19 protein-coding genes are annotated in these 15,206 nt (G+C 65.3%); 13 read left to right on the plus strand and 6 right to left on the minus strand.

Features of this window, described 5'->3' with window-relative positions; all coding sequences use genetic code 11:
• Positions 1-49: 49 nt before the first annotated feature.
• A complete protein-coding gene (locus tag KXR72_RS15125; protein ID WP_437421907.1) occupies positions 50-1,003 on the minus strand; it encodes a TAXI family TRAP transporter solute-binding subunit in 954 nt (317 codons plus the stop codon).
• A 375-nt stretch (positions 1,004-1,378) separates the two neighbouring features.
• On the opposite strand from KXR72_RS15125, the gene KXR72_RS15130 reads away from it, so the two are divergent.
• Together KXR72_RS15130 and KXR72_RS15135 are read left to right on the plus strand one after the other, a co-directional pair.
• Positions 1,379-1,819, plus strand: coding sequence for a DNA methylase (locus tag KXR72_RS15130; RefSeq protein ID WP_437421908.1), 441 nt, complete (start codon positions 1,379-1,381; stop codon positions 1,817-1,819).
• Between the two features lie 260 nt (positions 1,820-2,079).
• Positions 2,080-2,322 carry a hypothetical protein gene (locus KXR72_RS15135; protein WP_437421909.1) on the plus strand — a complete coding sequence of 81 codons (243 nt, stop codon included), beginning with the start codon at positions 2,080-2,082 and terminating at the stop codon, positions 2,320-2,322.
• On the opposite strand, the gene phnN is transcribed toward KXR72_RS15135, so the two are convergent.
• Positions 2,319-2,858, minus strand: coding sequence for a phosphonate metabolism protein/1,5-bisphosphokinase (PRPP-forming) PhnN (phnN, locus tag KXR72_RS15140; protein ID WP_437421910.1), 540 nt, complete (start codon positions 2,856-2,858; stop codon positions 2,319-2,321). The genes KXR72_RS15135 and phnN overlap by 4 nt on opposite strands.
• A gap of 120 nt (positions 2,859-2,978) precedes the next feature.
• On the opposite strand from phnN, the gene KXR72_RS15145 reads away from it, so the two are divergent.
• The 10 genes from KXR72_RS15145 to madM all read left to right on the plus strand — a co-directional run bounded on the left by KXR72_RS15145 (position 2,979) and on the right by madM (position 10,997).
• Positions 2,979-3,416 carry a YqaA family protein gene (locus KXR72_RS15145; protein ID WP_437421911.1) on the plus strand — a complete coding sequence of 146 codons (438 nt, stop codon included), beginning with the start codon at positions 2,979-2,981 and terminating at the stop codon, positions 3,414-3,416.
• 177 nt (positions 3,417-3,593) lie between these two features.
• Positions 3,594-5,261, plus strand: coding sequence for a malonate decarboxylase subunit alpha (mdcA, locus tag KXR72_RS15150; protein ID WP_437421912.1), 1,668 nt, complete (start codon positions 3,594-3,596; stop codon positions 5,259-5,261).
• Positions 5,261-6,133, plus strand: coding sequence for a triphosphoribosyl-dephospho-CoA synthase (locus tag KXR72_RS15155; RefSeq protein WP_437421913.1), 873 nt, complete (start codon positions 5,261-5,263; stop codon positions 6,131-6,133). Before mdcA ends, KXR72_RS15155 begins: the two co-directional genes overlap by 1 nt.
• A gap of 2 nt (positions 6,134-6,135) precedes the next feature.
• Complete coding sequence (locus KXR72_RS15160; protein WP_437421914.1) at positions 6,136-6,435, plus strand: malonate decarboxylase subunit delta; 300 nt, start codon at positions 6,136-6,138, stop codon at positions 6,433-6,435.
• Positions 6,428-7,294 (plus strand): biotin-independent malonate decarboxylase subunit beta, encoded by an 867-nt coding sequence (locus KXR72_RS15165; RefSeq protein WP_045159614.1) that lies wholly within the window; start codon positions 6,428-6,430, stop codon positions 7,292-7,294. The genes KXR72_RS15160 and KXR72_RS15165 overlap by 8 nt, the downstream gene beginning before the upstream one ends.
• Positions 7,291-8,076, plus strand: a complete 786-nt coding sequence (gene mdcE / locus KXR72_RS15170) for a biotin-independent malonate decarboxylase subunit gamma (RefSeq protein WP_437421915.1) — start codon at positions 7,291-7,293, stop codon at positions 8,074-8,076. The genes KXR72_RS15165 and mdcE overlap by 4 nt, the downstream gene beginning before the upstream one ends.
• Before the next feature lie 72 nt (positions 8,077-8,148).
• A complete protein-coding gene (locus tag KXR72_RS15175; RefSeq protein ID WP_437421916.1) occupies positions 8,149-8,766 on the plus strand; it encodes a malonate decarboxylase holo-ACP synthase in 618 nt (205 codons plus the stop codon).
• Positions 8,763-9,689, plus strand: a complete 927-nt coding sequence (gene mdcH / locus KXR72_RS15180; protein WP_437421917.1) for a malonate decarboxylase subunit epsilon — start codon at positions 8,763-8,765, stop codon at positions 9,687-9,689. Before KXR72_RS15175 ends, mdcH begins: the two co-directional genes overlap by 4 nt.
• Positions 9,690-9,813: 124 nt before the next feature.
• The gene (gene madL / locus KXR72_RS15185) at positions 9,814-10,227 is read left to right on the plus strand and encodes a malonate transporter subunit MadL (RefSeq protein ID WP_437421918.1); all 414 of its coding nucleotides are present in this window, start codon (positions 9,814-9,816) and stop codon (positions 10,225-10,227) included.
• Between the two features lie 5 nt (positions 10,228-10,232).
• Positions 10,233-10,997 (plus strand): malonate transporter subunit MadM, encoded by a 765-nt coding sequence (gene madM, locus KXR72_RS15190; RefSeq protein WP_437421919.1) that lies wholly within the window; start codon positions 10,233-10,235, stop codon positions 10,995-10,997.
• Positions 10,998-11,190: 193 nt separating this feature from the next.
• Here madM and KXR72_RS15195 read toward each other — a convergent pair whose 3' ends face one another.
• The gene (locus KXR72_RS15195) at positions 11,191-12,111 is read right to left on the minus strand and encodes a LysR family transcriptional regulator (protein ID WP_437421920.1); all 921 of its coding nucleotides are present in this window, start codon (positions 12,109-12,111) and stop codon (positions 11,191-11,193) included.
• Positions 12,112-12,433: 322 nt separating this feature from the next.
• Between KXR72_RS15195 and KXR72_RS15200 the strand changes: the two genes are divergently transcribed.
• Positions 12,434-12,628, plus strand: coding sequence for a hypothetical protein (locus KXR72_RS15200; RefSeq protein WP_437421921.1), 195 nt, complete (start codon positions 12,434-12,436; stop codon positions 12,626-12,628).
• 109 nt (positions 12,629-12,737) lie between these two features.
• Here KXR72_RS15200 and KXR72_RS15205 read toward each other — a convergent pair whose 3' ends face one another.
• From KXR72_RS15205 to trpB, 3 genes are all read right to left on the minus strand, one after another.
• Positions 12,738-13,067 (minus strand): DHCW motif cupin fold protein, encoded by a 330-nt coding sequence (locus tag KXR72_RS15205; protein WP_437421922.1) that lies wholly within the window; start codon positions 13,065-13,067, stop codon positions 12,738-12,740.
• 102 nt (positions 13,068-13,169) lie between these two features.
• Positions 13,170-13,991, minus strand: coding sequence for a tryptophan synthase subunit alpha (trpA, locus tag KXR72_RS15210; protein ID WP_437421923.1), 822 nt, complete (start codon positions 13,989-13,991; stop codon positions 13,170-13,172).
• Positions 13,988-15,199, minus strand: a complete 1,212-nt coding sequence (gene trpB / locus KXR72_RS15215; RefSeq protein ID WP_437421924.1) for a tryptophan synthase subunit beta — start codon at positions 15,197-15,199, stop codon at positions 13,988-13,990. The genes trpA and trpB overlap by 4 nt, the downstream gene beginning before the upstream one ends.
• Positions 15,200-15,206 lie beyond the last annotated feature (7 nt).

Consider the following 15,206-nt stretch of genomic DNA (forward strand, 5'->3'; position numbering starts at 1 on the left):
AGGTCTGGCACCCGCCGGGTGGGCTGCGATAGCGCAGCCCGGCTCGGGGTCAGAGTGCCCCGGCTTCCTTGTAGAAGCGCTCAGCGCCCGGGTGCAGCGGGATCGGCAGATCCTTGGCGGCGCCTTCCAGTTTGATGTCCTTGGCGGCCGAATGAGCCTTGCCCAGCTGCTCGAGGTTGTCGAACAGCAGCTTGGTCATCTGATAAGCCACGTCATCGGACACACCCTCGTGGGTCACCAGGATGTTGGTGATCGCTACGGTCGGTACGTCAGCTTCCTGGCCGTCATAGGTGCCTGCCGGGATCTTCGCGGCCTGGTAGGCCGGGTTATTGATCTTGGCGACCACGTCTTCGGGGATTTCCACGTAGTTCAGCGGCATGGTCGAGGCCAGGTCGCGGATGGCAGCCATGCCCAGACCGGCCGACTGCAGGGTGGCGTCCAGCTGGCGGTTCTTGATCAGCTCGACGGACTCGGCGAACGGCAGGTACTCGACCTTGCCCATGTCCTCGTAGCTCAGGCCAGCCGCTTTGAGGATGGCGCGAGCGTTGAGCTCGGTGCCGGACTTCGGCGCGCCGACGGAAATGGATTTGCCCTTCAGATCGGCGAGCGTCTTGATGCCCGATTCCTGGCTGGCGACGATCTGGATGTAGTTCGGGTAGGCCCCGCCAATGGCGCGCAGCTTCTTCAGCGGCGCCTTGAAGCCAGCGTCTTCCACGCCATTCCAGCCATCGGCAACCGAGTCACCGAGGGCGAAGCCCAGCTCGCCACGGCCGGCCTGCAGGAGGTTGAGGTTCTCGACGGACGCCTTGGTCGCCTGCACGGAAGTCTTCGAGCCCTCGATGCCCTTGCTGTACAGCTGGGAGATGGCCACCCCGATCGGGTAGTACACACCGCTGGTGCCGCCCGTGAGGATGTTGATGAAGGTCGGTGCCGCGACCGCTGCAGTGCTGGCGGTAAAGGCCGCTGCGGCAGCGAACAGGCTGAAGCGTTTGCTCAATCTCATGGTGTCTCTCCGTTTCGTTGTTATTGGTTTCGCAGAACTGACGATACACGACCCCTGCAGCCAGGCGGCAGGTGGACAAGAAAAGGGAGACGGCGGCGTGAACGCTTCCAAACGTGGGAAGCAAAGAGCGCTGTGCGGCTTTTCTTGTCGTAGTCTTCGCATCGGGCAGTTGGGGTATAGCACGAGCCGTGCCATCACTTGCAATGGCTCTGTCTCGATTGATTTGAGGTAGCGCGGCGACGTGAGCGGCATAAAACCGCTCATGGACGCTGTTTCGATGAGCGGTTTTTTGCCTATTGCAGCCAAGCCCGGCGAACCCGCCCGCTTGGCTGGCGTCGCAATGGGAGCAGCCCGCCGACCGCGAGGTACACCCAGATGGCTCATGAAATCAGCGCGAAATCACTGGGGATCGACATCAACCAGGGCGAAGGTGAGCTGTTCAAGTGGTTTATCGCCAGCTTCCTGTTCGGCAAGCGCATCCAGCAGAGCATTGCCGCCGAGGCCTATCGCGTCATCGTCGTCAAGCACAAGCGCGACACACCTGGGAAACTCGGTCACTGCAGCCGGCGCGCGTTGGTGAGCATGCTCGGCGAGGGTCGCTATGTGCGCTACGACGAGTCCACGGCCGACCGGTTGCTCAAGCTGTGCAACAAGCTCAACGACGACTATGACGGCAAGCTCGGCAACATCCGCGAGCAGAGCCGGGACCGCAAGGAGCTGGAAAAGCGGCTGGCCGAGTTTGAAGGCATCGGGCCGAAAACCGTGGAAATCTTCATGCGTGAGGCCGAAACGGTCTGGTATGTATCCTCGGCATGATTGCCTTCGGTTGATGCAACGCGGCGTGCAGTACGGAGCTGGACAACTCGCGATCGCGAAAAGAAACAGCACAGTCCTTTCCTGTAGGAGCCAGCTTGCTGGCGATCAGCGCGTCGCGGTGTGTCGGGTCCCGCTGGTAATCATCCATGTTCCGAATCCCGTATATGCGCACAAGCACAGTGATTAATCCCCGACCAGCCGCTCTTGCGCTATGAGCCGATACGGCTAGAGTGGCCCAACTCGTCTTCGAAGCCCGAACCATGCGCGCCGCACTCCTCGCGATCAGCCTCACCGTTCCCCTGTTAGCCGCGGCTGGCCCGGCGCCTTACTACCAGTGGCAGAGCAAGGCCGACGGCACCGTGATCTGCCGGCAGACCTCGCCGGGGCATGGCTGGGAGCGGCTCAATGACCAACCCTTCCGCGACCTCAATTGCACTCAGCCGGCCGCCCGGGTGGACAGGCCTACCGGCGTGCCGGGATTTCGGTCGCAGCCAGGGCGTTAACGGTCGATAAGCTTGAGCAGGCGATCTACGGTCGCTTGGATGTCGCCTGAGTTGTCGAGCGTGACGACACCTTCCAGCGAGTCTTCGAAACGCGCGTTGCGTGCCAGCCGGGCCTCGATCTGCTCGGGCGTTTCCCGGTTGCGCTTGAGCAGGCGCTGGCGCAACACATCCGGCTGTACGCGCAGCAGCACGGCGAGCAGGCCCGGATAGCGCTGGCGCGCCTGTTCCAGATAGCCACGCGAGCCGTTGACCAGCACATCCTCACCGGCGGCCAGCCATTGCGCGATCTGGATTGGGATGCCATAGGCCAACTCGTTCGCGCGCCAGCTCATGGCAAAAGCCCCGCTGCGCTCCAGGCGATCGAACTCATCATGAGTCACGGCCTCGGCTGATTCACCCACGGCTTCGGCCGAGCGCGTGATAACGCGCCGGGCAACCCGCACGCCGCGTTCGGCCAAGGCCTCGCGCGCGGCGTCGAGGACACTGTCCTTGCCCGAGCCGGAGGGGCCGATGAGGTAGATCAATCTGCCTTCCATCCAATCCTCTGTTACCGTGCGATGCGCGTCGCCAATGCCGTGCAGCCTGCCAGATTTCTCTTACGGCTTCTGCTTCTATCGCCGCTGGCGCTACCTGAGTCCGACGTTCCGTATATCAGCATGCTCGACCTTTCCGCCTATCTCGGCCTGTTCGGTGCCGCCTTCGCCGCGGCGACACTTGTGCCCGCGCAATCCGAAGCCGTACTGGTCGGGCTGCTGCTTCATGGATCACAGCCGGCCGCGGCGCTGCTGCTGGTCGCAACGGTGGGCAACGTCCTGGGCTCGCTGGTCAACTGGCTCCTGGGGCGGTCGGTCGAGCGGTTGCGCCACAAGCGCTGGTTTCCGGTGAGCGATCAACAGCTCGAACGCGCGCAGCGACGTTACCATCGCTACGGGCGTTGGTCGTTATTGCTGAGCTGGGTGCCGATCATTGGCGACCCGCTGACCGTGGTCGCTGGCACCTTGCGCGAACCGCTCTGGAGCTTCTTATTCCTGGTGACTCTGGCCAAGGGCGGGCGATACCTGCTGCTGGCTGGTGTCACGCTGGGTTGGCTGTAGGTCTCTGTACTTGGCGGATCGCCCTGCATCTTCCTCCCGTGCATACCTGCTATAGGCGACCGCTCTAATGCGTGAAACGTTACGACCAGCGTAACGGTCCGCTGTCCAGCTTGATTGATGACCTCTAGGCCACCTCCCTACTGTGCGTTCCACAAGCGGAAATACTGTGGAGTCAGCATGACAACAACAATCTCCCCACCGCCGCAGTGGTCGCGTCGTCGCGCTGAGAAAGCCCGTCGTCTCGATCAGGTGCAGCGCCTCGCCGATGGCGTGGTGCTGCCCAGCGAGCGGATCGTCGAGGCCCTGGAACTGCTGATCGCCCCCGGTGATCGCGTGGTGCTCGAGGGCAACAACCAGAAGCAGGCGGACTTCCTCTCCCGCTCGCTGGCCAAGGCCGACCCCGGCAAGCTGCATGACCTGCACATGATCATGCCGAGTGTCAGCCGCGCCGAGCACCTGGACCTGTTCGAACGGCAGATCGCGCGCAAGCTCGACTTCTCCTTTGCCGGACCGCAGAGCCTGCGCATCAGCCAGCTGCTCGAAGACGGGCTGCTGGAAGTCGGCGCCATCCACACCTACATCGAACTCTATTCGCGGCTATTGGTGGACCTGATCCCCAACGTCGCGCTGGTGGCCGGCTTCCAGGCGGATCGTCACGGCAACATCTACACCGGCCCCAGCACCGAAGACACCCCAGCGCTGGTCGAGCCGACCGCCTTCAGCGACGGCATCGTCATCGTCCAGGTCAACGAGATCGTCGACGAGCTGCCGCGCGTGGACATCCCGGCGAGCTGGGTCGATTTCGTCGTGGTGGCGGACAAGCCGTTCTACATCGAGCCGCTGTTCACCCGCGACCCACGCCACATCAAGCCGGTGCACGTGCTGATGGCGATGATGGCGATCCGCGGCATCTACGAAAAACACAACGTGCAGTCGCTCAACCACGGCATCGGTTTCAACACCGCCGCCATCGAGCTGATCCTGCCGACCTACGGCGAATCCCTCGGCCTGAAGGGCAAGATCTGCCGCAACTGGACGCTCAACCCGCACCCGACGCTGATCCCGGCGATCGAGACCGGCTGGGTGGAAAGCGTGCACTGCTTCGGCACCGAGCTGGGCATGGAGAACTACATCGCCCAGCGCCCGGACGTGTTCTTCACCGGCCGCGACGGCTCGATGCGCTCCAATCGCATGATGTGCCAGCTGGCCGGGCAGTACGCGGTGGACCTGTTCATCGGCGCCACCCTGCAGGTCGATGGCGACGGCCATTCCTCCACCGTGACCCGCGGCCGCCTGGCCGGTTTCGGCGGTGCGCCGAACATGGGCCACGACCCGCGCGGTCGCCGCCACCCGACTCCGGCCTGGCTGGACATGGCCATGCCCGGCGGCGAAGCCCCGGTGACCATGCTCGAGCGCGGCAAGAAGCTCGTGGTGCAGATGGTCGAGACCTTCCAGGAAGGCGGCAAACCCACCATCGTCGAGCAGCTCGACGCGGTAGAGGTGGCGAAGAAGAGCGGCATGCCGCTGGCGCCGATCATGATCTACGGCGACGACGTCACCCATCTGCTCACCGAGGAAGGCATCGCCTACCTGTATAAGGCGCGCTCGCTGGAGGAACGCCAGGCGATGATCGCTGCGGTGGCCGGCGTCACCAGCATCGGCCTGCGGCACAACCCGAAGGACACCGAGCGCATGCGCCGCGAAGGCCTGGTCGCCCTGCCGGAAGACCTCGGCATCCGCCGCAACGACGCCAGCCGCGAGCTGCTCGCCGCCAAGAGCATCGCCGAGCTGGTGGAGTGGTCCGGCGGCCTCTACAACCCGCCTGCCAAGTTCAGGAGCTGGTGATGAGCGCACTCATTGCACGACGGGCGCCGTCCGCGGCCGAGCGCCTGGCCGATCTGGCGGTGCAGGCGTTGATCGACGAGGCCGAGCTGTCGCCCAAGCCGGGGCTGGTCGACCGACGCGGCAGCGGCGCCCATCAGGACCTGCACCTGGGGCTGATGCACGCCTCGGCGCAGTCGCTGTGGCCGGCCTTCGCCGCCATGGCCGATGCGGCGCGGCTCGAAGGTCGGGTCAGCCAGGCGCTGCGTGAAACCCTCGGCCAGCTGGGCCGCGACGGCGAAGCGGAAATGCTGCGCGTCACCGCCGGGGTCAACACCCATCGCGGCGCGATCTGGGCGCTGGGGCTGCTCAGCGCGGCAGCCATGCTGGAAAGCGGCGCTTCGGCCGGCGGGATCGCCGCCAGCGCGGCCGCCCTGGCGCGGCTGGACGACCCGGCCGCGCCGCACAACCCGGACAGCCACGGCGCGCGGGTCTGCCGTCGCTACGGCGTGCTCGGCGCCCGCGAGCAGGCGCAGCAGGGCTTCCCCGCGGTCATCGAGCACGGCTTGCCGCAGCTGCTGGCCAGTCGCCATGCCGGCGCCGGCGAGCAGAACGCCAGGCTCGATGCATTGCTGGCGATCATGAGCAGCCTGACCGACACCTGCGTGCTGCACCGCGCCGGTCTTGAAGGGCTGACCCGCATGCAGGACGGTGCCCGCGCCGTGCTCGAAGCCGGTGGTGCCGCCAGCCTCGCCGGTCGTCGCCAGCTGCGCCTGCTCGATCGCGACATGCTCGCCCTCAACGCCTCGCCGGGGGGCGCCGCCGACCTCCTGGCCGCCACCCTTTTCCTCGACCGTCTGGCGCCGCATGCGCTGGCGCCGACTGGGAGCAACTGAACATGGAAACCCTGTCTTTCGAATTCGCCGCCGGGCAACCCGCCCGCGGCAAGGCCCTGGTCGGCGTGGTCGGCTCGGGCGATCTGGAAGTCCTGCTGGAACCCGGCCAGGCCGGCAAGCTGGCGATCCAGGTAGTCACCTCGGTCAATGGTGCCGAGCAACGCTGGAAGAGTCTGTTCGAGCGGATGTTCCGCGGGCAGACGCCACCGGCATTGAACATCGATATTCACGATTTTGGGGCCACACCCGGCGTAGTGCGTCTGCGCCTGGAGCAGGGACTGGAGGAGGTCGGCCATGACTGATGTGTCCGCTAACACCGTGGCCCGTTTACTCGAGTCGCGCAGCTTCGTCGAACTCGGTGCCCGCCAGCGTGCCCGCGCACTGCTAGACGAGGGTAGCTTCCGCGAACTGCTCGATCCGTTCGATCGCGTCACCTCGCCCTGGCTGCCGAAGCAGGGCATCGTCACCCAGGCCGACGACGGCGTGGTGGTCGCCAAGGGCACCATTGACGGCCAGCCGGCGGTGATCGCCGCCATCGAAGGCGCCTTCCAGGGCGGCAGCATGGGCGAAGTCGGCGGCGCGAAGATCGCCGGCGCGCTGGAACTGGCTGCCGAAGACAACCGCAACGGCATCCCGACCCGCGCCGTGCTCCTGCTGGAAACCGGAGGCGTGCGTCTGCAGGAAGCCAACCTGGGCCTGGCCGCCATCGCCGAGATCCAGGCGGCCATCGTCGAGCTGCGCGACTACCAGCCGGTGATCGGCGTGGTCGCCGGTTCCGTCGGCTGCTTCGGTGGCATGTCCATCGCGGCCGGGCTGTGCAGCTACCTGGTCGTCACCCGCGAAGCCCGCGTCGGCCTCAACGGCCCGCAGGTGATCGAGCAGGAAGCCGGGCTCGACGAGTACGACTCGCGCGACCGCCCCTTTATCTGGAGCCTGACCGGCGGTGAGCAACGCTACGCCTCGGGTCTGGTGGATGCCTACGTGGCCGACGACACCGACGCCATCCGCGCGCAACTGCACGAACTGTTCGCCCTCGGCAAGCCGCTGCAGCCGCGAAGCCGCCGCCACGCCTGGTACCTCCAGCGCCTGGCCGACGTCGACACCCGCACGCAGCTCGATGCCGCCGCCGTGCGTGCCCTCTACGAAGGAGATGCCCAATGAGCCGTGGACTGAACTGGTTGCAAGCCCTGGCCGGCGGTCAGGCACTGGCGGGCTACCCGGCCTCGGTGAAGGTGGTCGATGGCAGCCTTGGTGATCGTACCGCCCGCTATATCGCCGTGGTGCCGGACGCCGAGAATCCCTTTCCGCGCGCGCGCAACGGCGAGGTCGGTCTGCTCGAAGGCTGGGCCCTGGGCCAGGCGCTGGACGAGGTGATCGCCGCCGATCGCGACAAGGCGGACAAGCGTGTGGTGGTCGCCGTGGTCGACGTGCCGAGCCAGGCCTATGGCCGCCGCGAGGAGGCGCTGGGCATTCACCAGGCCCTCGCCGGCGCGGTGGATGGCTATGCCCGCGCACGGCTGGCTGGGCACCCGGTGATCGCGCTGCTGGTGGGCAAGGCCATGTCCGGCGCCTTTCTCGCTCATGGCTATCAGGCCCAGCGGATCATCGCCCTGCGCGATCCGGGCGTGATGGTGCATGCCATGGGCAAGGCCGCCGCGGCGCGCATCACCCTGCGCAGCGTCGAGGAGCTGGAAGCCCTGGCCGAATCGGTGCCGCCAATGGCCTACGACATCGACAACTACGCGACCCTCGGCCTGCTCTGGGAAACCCTCGCCGTGGACAGCATCGAGCAGCCCTCGGCGGATGATCTGGCGCGTGTGCGCGACTGTCTCGCCAAGGCCGTCGTGGACATCGGTGGCAGCAGCGATCTGCGCGGCCGTCTCGGCGCGCCGAATCGCGAGGCGTCGTCGCGGGTGCGCGAGCTGTTGCGCGCGCAGTGGTAACGAACACCTGAGCGGCGTATTCGCCGAACCCGTATCAGCGACTCGACAACAACAATCACGAGGAGGCTGTAGATGCACGACACACCTCGCCCCCACGACCTGCTCTGGGGTATGCGTCCCGAGCAGTTGCCGGCCGATGCCCCGGCCTGGGCGGTGGCCGTGCTCGCCGCCGGCCAGCCGGTGGTGGTGCGTCGTGCCGTCGTCGCGCCAGGGCAGGTGGCGGTCGGCCTGCGCGGGGCCACGCGAGACCAGCGTCTGGCCGCGCTGATGCCGATCGCCGCGATCAGCCATCGGCTGACGCCGGAGCAGCTGCTCGATCGTCGCGCCAGCGAAGACCTGCCGGTGTTCCGCGTGCTGGCTGGCCTGCGTCCGCTGCTCGATGCCCTCGGCCATGCCTGGGGTGTCACCGGCTCGGCCGGCTTCCAGCTCGCCACCGGACTGCAGACCGCGCATCCGGACAGCGATCTCGATCTGCTGCTAAGAGCCGAATGGCCACTGCCGCGCAGCGAAGCGCGCTCGTTGCTGCAAATGCTTGAAGGTCGCGCCTGTCGCGTCGACCTGCAACTCGAAACGCCGCTCGGTGGCGTCGCGCTCAGCGATTGGGCCGGTGGCGCCGCCCGGGTGCTGGCCAAGACCGCCGAAGGACCGCGCCTGGTCGCCAACCCCTGGGTAGAGGGGCGGGCGGCATGAGCAGTCTGTTCGCCTTTCCCGGCCAGGGCGCGCAGAAGCCGGGCATGTTGCATCGCCTGCCGGATGCGCCAGAAATCGCTGCGACCCTGGCCGAGGCCAGTGCCGTGCTCGGCGAGGATGCGTTGCTGCTCGATTCGGCCGAAGCGCTGCAATCGACCCGCGCGGTGCAGCTCTGCCTGCTGATCGCCGGTGTCGCCGGAGCGCGCCTGCTGATGCGCGATGGCCAGCGGCCGGACTACGTCGCCGGGCTGTCCATCGGTGCCTATGCCGCGGCGGTTGTCGCCGAGTCGCTGACGTTCGCCGACGCCCTGCGCCTGGTCGCACTGCGCGGCGAGCTGATGCAGCAGGCCTATCCCGAGGGCTATGGCATGACCGCCATCCTCGGCTTGTCGCTGGGTGCGGTGGAGTCGCTGCTGGCCGAAGCCGAGGGCCCGGTCCATCTCGGTAACATCAACGCCGACAACCAGATCGTCATCGCCGGCAGCGACGCCGCCATGGCCGCGGTCGCCGGCCGGGCCAAAGCGCTGGGCGCCTCCTGTGCGCGGCGCCTGGCGATGAGCGTGCCCTCGCATTGCGCGCTGCTCGAGCAGCCGGCACAGCGGCTGGCGGACGCTTTCGCCGAGGTGGAGGTGCGCGCACCGCGGATTCGCTACCTCAGCGGCTCCTCGGCGCGCCCGTTGTTCGACGCCGAGCGCCTGCGCGACGACCTGGCCTTCAACATGTGCCGCGTCGTCGACTGGCACGGCACCTTGCGCACGGCCTACGAGCGCGGCGTGCTACTGCATATCGAATTGCCTCCGGGCCAGGTGCTGACCGGGCTGGCGCGGCGGGTTTTCGAACAGGGCACGCTGGCCGCCTTCGATGGGGCCCGGCAGGACACACTGGACGCCTTGCTGCGTCAGGAGGGCAGCCAGAGCCGATAGACCGCGTGCACACTCAGCGCGAGCAAGCCTTACTCGCCAGCTGATCGATGAATAAAAACAACTACCTCGACAAACACGCGCCAGGGCCCATGCAGGCTGGAGCGCAACCAAAAGGACAAGAACAATGATCATCTTTGGTGTGGCCTTTCTGGCCTTGTGTACCCTCACCGGTATCTTTGTTGGCGAGCTGCTCGGCAAGGCCATCGGCGTGCCGGCCAACGTCGGCGGTGTTGGTATCGCCATGGTGCTGCTGATCCTGATCGGCAGCTATCTGAAGAAGCGCGGCCTGTTCAATCCGGAGTCCGAGCAGGGCATCAAGTTCTGGAGCGCCGTGTACATCCCGATCGTGGTGGCCATGGCCGCGCAGCAGAATGTCTACGGCGCGCTGGCAGGCGGTCCGATGGCGATCCTTGCCGGTGTAGCGGCGGTTGCCCTGGCCTTCGTCCTGGTACCCGTGCTGGATCGGATCGGCCGAAAAAAGTTTGAGGCCGAGCCGGTCGCCTCGGCCAAGCCAGCCACCAACGGCGCCCGGGGGTAACGGCCATGTACGAATCCCTGATGAAAGTGATCACCGGCTACGGAATGATCAGCGGCTTCGCCATCATCGGCGCGACCATGTGGATCTCCTATTGGCTGTCGGACAAGCTCACCAAAGGCCGCCTGCATGGCTCGGCGGTAGCCATCCTTATCGGCCTCCTGCTGTCGTACATCGGCGGCGTGGTCACCGGCGGGCAGAAAGGCCTGGTGGATATCGCGCTGTTCTCAGGTATCGGGCTGCTCGGCGGCGCCATGCTGCGGGACTTCGCCATCGTTGCGACTGGCTTTGGGGTCAGTGTCGAGGAGCTCAAGCGCGCCGGCATGGTCGGTGTGCTGGCGCTGTTTGTCGGCGTGTTTTCGTCCTTTATCGCGGGAGTTGGGGTGGCCATGGCCTTCGGTTACACCGATGCGGTCAGCCTGACCACCATCGGCACGGGCGCCGTGACCTACATCGTCGGCCCGGTCACCGGCGCGGCGATTGGTGCCAGTTCCGAAGTCATGGCGCTGTCCATCGCGGCCGGCCTGGTCAAGGCGATCCTGGTGATGATCGCCACCCCCTTCTTCGCCCCGATGATCGGCCTGAACAACCCGCGTGCGGCCGTGATCTTCGGCGGCTTGATCGGCACTTCCAGTGGGGTAGCGGGTGGACTGGCTGCAACGGATGCGAAGCTGGTGCCTTACGGTTGCCTGACCGCTGCGTTCTACACTGCGCTGGGATGCCTGCTCGGTCCGTCACTGCTGTTCTTCATCATGCGCGGCATGCTGGGCTGATCGTCCCAATGCGCAAGGGCGCGCCTGGCGCGACAGGGGGTCGCACTAGGTGAGCCGCGCCCGGTTGGTGGGGTGACATTCGCCCGGGCGGTGCGGCGAGGCTTGATGGGCGAACAAGTTCGCCCCTACAGGTTGCTTTAGCCCGGCTTGTGGGGCGAATTTATTCGCCCGAACAACCTCGCCGATCGCACGATCAGCTTGGATGCTTGAGGCTGTACATCCGGCATTCGGCCAGGAACGCGAGCAGGTTGGGATCGCGTTCCTTGGCCTTCAGAAACACCACACCGATATGCTGCTGCAGGTGATAGCGGGCCTGCAGCGGCACCAGCTTCACCCGCGACTCGTAGACCATCCCCACCCGCCCGGGCAGCAATGCATACCCGACGCCTGAATTGACCATGCTCAGCAAGGTGAAGATGTCATTCACCTGCATCGCCACCTTGGGCTCGAAGCCCGCCTGCTGGAACACCCGATTGCCGTCCTGGTGCGTCGCGAAGCCCTGCGTCAGGGTGATGAAAGTGGCGTCGCGAAGCTCGCTCAGGTCGACTTCCGGCTGTTGCGCAAAAGGCGAATCGGCCGGCGCGGCGAGAAAGATGTCATCGGCGAACAGCGGCAACTGTGCGCAATCCGGGTCGTGGCTGACGCTGTCGTTCAGTGAGACCAGAATCGCATCGAGCTCCATGTTCTTCAGTTTGTAGAACAGGTCGACGTTGGAGCCGAGGATCAAGTCGATGTTGAGCTCGCTGCGCCGCAGCTTCAGACCCATGATCAGCTGCGGCACAGTTTTCACCGTCAGCGAGTACAGTGCGCCAAGCTTGAACCGCTCCGCCGAAAAGCCCGCGGCCTGGCGCGTTTGGCGCACTGTTTCCAAGACATCCTGTACCAGCTTCTGGGCGTTTTCTTCCAGTACGTAAGCGCTTTCCAGGGGTATCAGGTTGCGCCCCTCGTGCTTGAACAGCGGGCAGCGCAGTGCGCTTTCCAGCGAATGGATGGCGCGATGCACGCTGACGTTGCTCGTGTTCAGCTCCGCTGCCGCCTTGCTCAGGTTTCCGCTACGCATGAAGGCGAGGAAAACCTCGAGCTTTTTCAGGGTGAATTCTTCATCAATCTGCATCTGAGCTTGCCTGCGTTTTGCTAATGCCTGGCCTTGCTTTGCCGGTGCCCTTGATTCTGCGCGAACGGCGACGGATATGCGCGCCTGGATGGTCTCGCTCAAGCCGCAGGATGCGTGCAGATTGCAACGTAACCCAACGGTGACAATGCAATGTGCAAGGATCAAAACGGCTTAATTATCACGTAAGTTTATGATTATAAAAGAGTTTATTAAGTGGCTCGGCTGGCATGGTCGATGCTCCATATGTTCCCGATTAGCCCTGTTACAACAACAAACGAAATGACATCGCTGGAATGCGCTCCGGCTTCGAGAGGTCTGCAAAATGGACAACAAGCTGAACGGCACCCAGGTATGGGCCGATGGATACTCGTTTATGGAAGTCAGCGAGACGCTGATCACCGCCCTGGGGCTTCGCAAGGGCGATGCGACCATACCGAAGGCCGAATCCGAACCTCACGACACAGCGATCGCGGCGGACTACGACGACGCGCATACCGAGCCTGTCGGCAGCTGGTAATCCGGGTCAGCGCGCTGCGACTGCCCTGGCGGCGCGCCATGGTCTCCCGCTGAATTTCTGCACCGCCTAGCGGGCCGGTTCTCTTGCTGGCGCCTTGAAAGACGGCGCCTCAATCCACGACGAATAACGTTGCACCGGCCTCGGTAGAGGACCGGTGCGGCTCTGCGCCGTCCCCGACTTGGTAGCTCGTGCCGGGCGTCAGGGTGAAGCGGCGGCCGTCCGCCAGTTCGGTATGCAGCTCACCGGACAGGCACAGCAGGATGTGGCCCTTGGTGCACCAGTGATCGGCCAGGTAGCCGGGGGTGTACTCGACCATGCGTACGCGGATCGGGCCGAACTGGCAGGTTCGCCAGTAGGCCATGCCGGTTTCGCCGGCATGCTCGGTGGGCTCGACGCTCGCCCAGTCTGTAGTGCCGAAGGGAAGGTGGGTGATGTCCATTTCAGATCCTTTCTTTTGCCGTCTTGAGCCTGCCGGAAAGCGAACAATAAAAAGCTGCTGGCCGGCATGGCCGGGCAGCAGCTCTTTCTTCGCCGAAGATAGTTACTGCCGTGCGGCCCGCACGCCTTCGCTCAATTCGCGACAGAGTCCCAGCACACCCTCGACGGCCTGTTCGGACGTTTCGGCGCTGGCGATCTGGTCGATCAGCGCCGAACCCACCACTACGCCCTCGGTCAGGCGGGCGATGGCCGCGGCCTGCTCCGATGTGCGGATGCCGAAGCCGACGCACACGGGCAGATCGGTATGGCGCTTCAGGCGCGCGACCGCTTCCTCGACGTGTTCCAGAGTGGCGGAACCGGCCCCGGTCACGCCGGCCACCGAGACGTAGTAGACGAAGCCCGAGCTGCCGTTGAGTACGGTGGGCAGGCGTGCGTCGTCGGTGGTCGGGGTGGTCAGGCGGATGAAGTCGATACCGGCGTTCTGGGCCGGGTCGCAGAGCTCGTCGTTATGCTCCGGCGGCAGGTCGACGACGATCAAACCGTCGACACCCGCTTCTTTCGCATCGCTGACAAAACGCTCGACGCCATAGGCGAAGATCGGGTTGTAGTAACCCATCAGTACCAGCGGGGTAGTGCTGTTGCTTTCGCGAAATTCGCGGACCATCTGCAGCGTCTTCGGCAGGTTCTGCTTGGCGGCCAGGGCGCGGATGTTCGCCAGCTGGATCGCCGGGCCGTCGGCCATCGGATCGGTGAAGGGCATGCCCAGCTCGATGACATCGGCGCCGGCCTCCGGCAGGCCCTTGAGGATGGCGAGCGAGGTGGCGTAGTCCGGGTCGCCGGCGGTCACGAAGGTCACCAGCGCGGCGCGGTTTTCCTGCTTCAGTTGTGCGAAGCGCGTCTGCAGGCGAGTGTTCACCGAGCTCATATGTGTTCTTCCTGTTCGTCGTAGTGGTGCATGACGGTTTGCATGTCCTTGTCGCCGCGGCCGGAGAGGTTGACCACCATCAGGTGCTCTTTTGGCAGCCTTGCCGCGCGCTTGAAGGCTTCGGCCAGGGCATGGGCGGATTCCAGCGCGGGAATGATGCCTTCCAGGCGGCAGCACTGGTGGAACGCGGCCAGGGCTTCGTCATCGGTGCAAGGCACGTATTCGACGCGCTTGATCTCGTGCAACCAGGCGTGCTCCGGGCCGACGCCTGGGTAGTCGAGGCCGGCGGAAATCGAGTGGGCATCGGTGATCTGGCCGTCCTTGTCCTGCAGGAGGAAGGTGCGGTTGCCGTGCAGCACGCCCGGCGCGCCACCAGCCATGCTCGCGGCGTGCTTGCCGGTTTCGATACCGTGACCGGCCGCTTCGACACCAACGATCTGCACCGACTCGTCATCGAGGAACGGATGGAACAGGCCGATGGCGTTGGAGCCACCGCCGATGCAGGCGACCAGCGAGTCGGGCAGGCGGCCTTCCTTCTCCATGATCTGCTCGCGCACTTCGTTGCCGATTACCGACTGGAAGTCGCGAACCATGGCCGGGTAGGGGTGCGGGCCTGCGGCCGTGCCGATCAGGTAGAAGGTGTTGTGAACGTTGGTCACCCAGTCGCGCAGGGCCTCGTTCATCGCGTCCTTCAGGGTGCCGGTGCCGGCGGTGACCGGAATCACCTCGGCGCCCAACAGCCGCATGCGGAAGACGTTGGCCTGCTGGCGCTCGATGTCGGTGGTGCCCATGTAGACCACGCACTGCATGCCGAAACGCGCCGCAACGGTGGCGGTGGCCACGCCGTGCATGCCGGCGCCGGTCTCGGCGATGATGCGCTGCTTGCCCATGCGCTTGGCCAGGAGGATCTGGCCGATGCAGTTGTTGATCTTGTGCGCGCCGGTGTGATTCAGGTCTTCGCGCTTGAGGTAGATCTTCGCTCCGCCGAAGTGCTCGGAAAGGCGCTCGGCGTAATACAGCGGGCTGGCACGGCCGATGTAGTCGCGCTGGAAGTAGGCGAGTTCTTCCTGGAAGGCCGGATCGCTCTTGGCCTTCTCGTATTCGGCGGCCAGCTGGTTGATCAGCGGCATCAGGGTTTCGGCGACGAACTGGCCGCCGAAGCGGCCGAACAGGCCCCTGGCGTCAGGGCCGCTGCGGAATGAAGTCATGGCTATC

It is taken from the genome of Stutzerimonas chloritidismutans (genome assembly GCF_051486945.1).
Taxonomy (GTDB): domain Bacteria; phylum Pseudomonadota; class Gammaproteobacteria; order Pseudomonadales; family Pseudomonadaceae; genus Stutzerimonas; species Stutzerimonas chloritidismutans_B.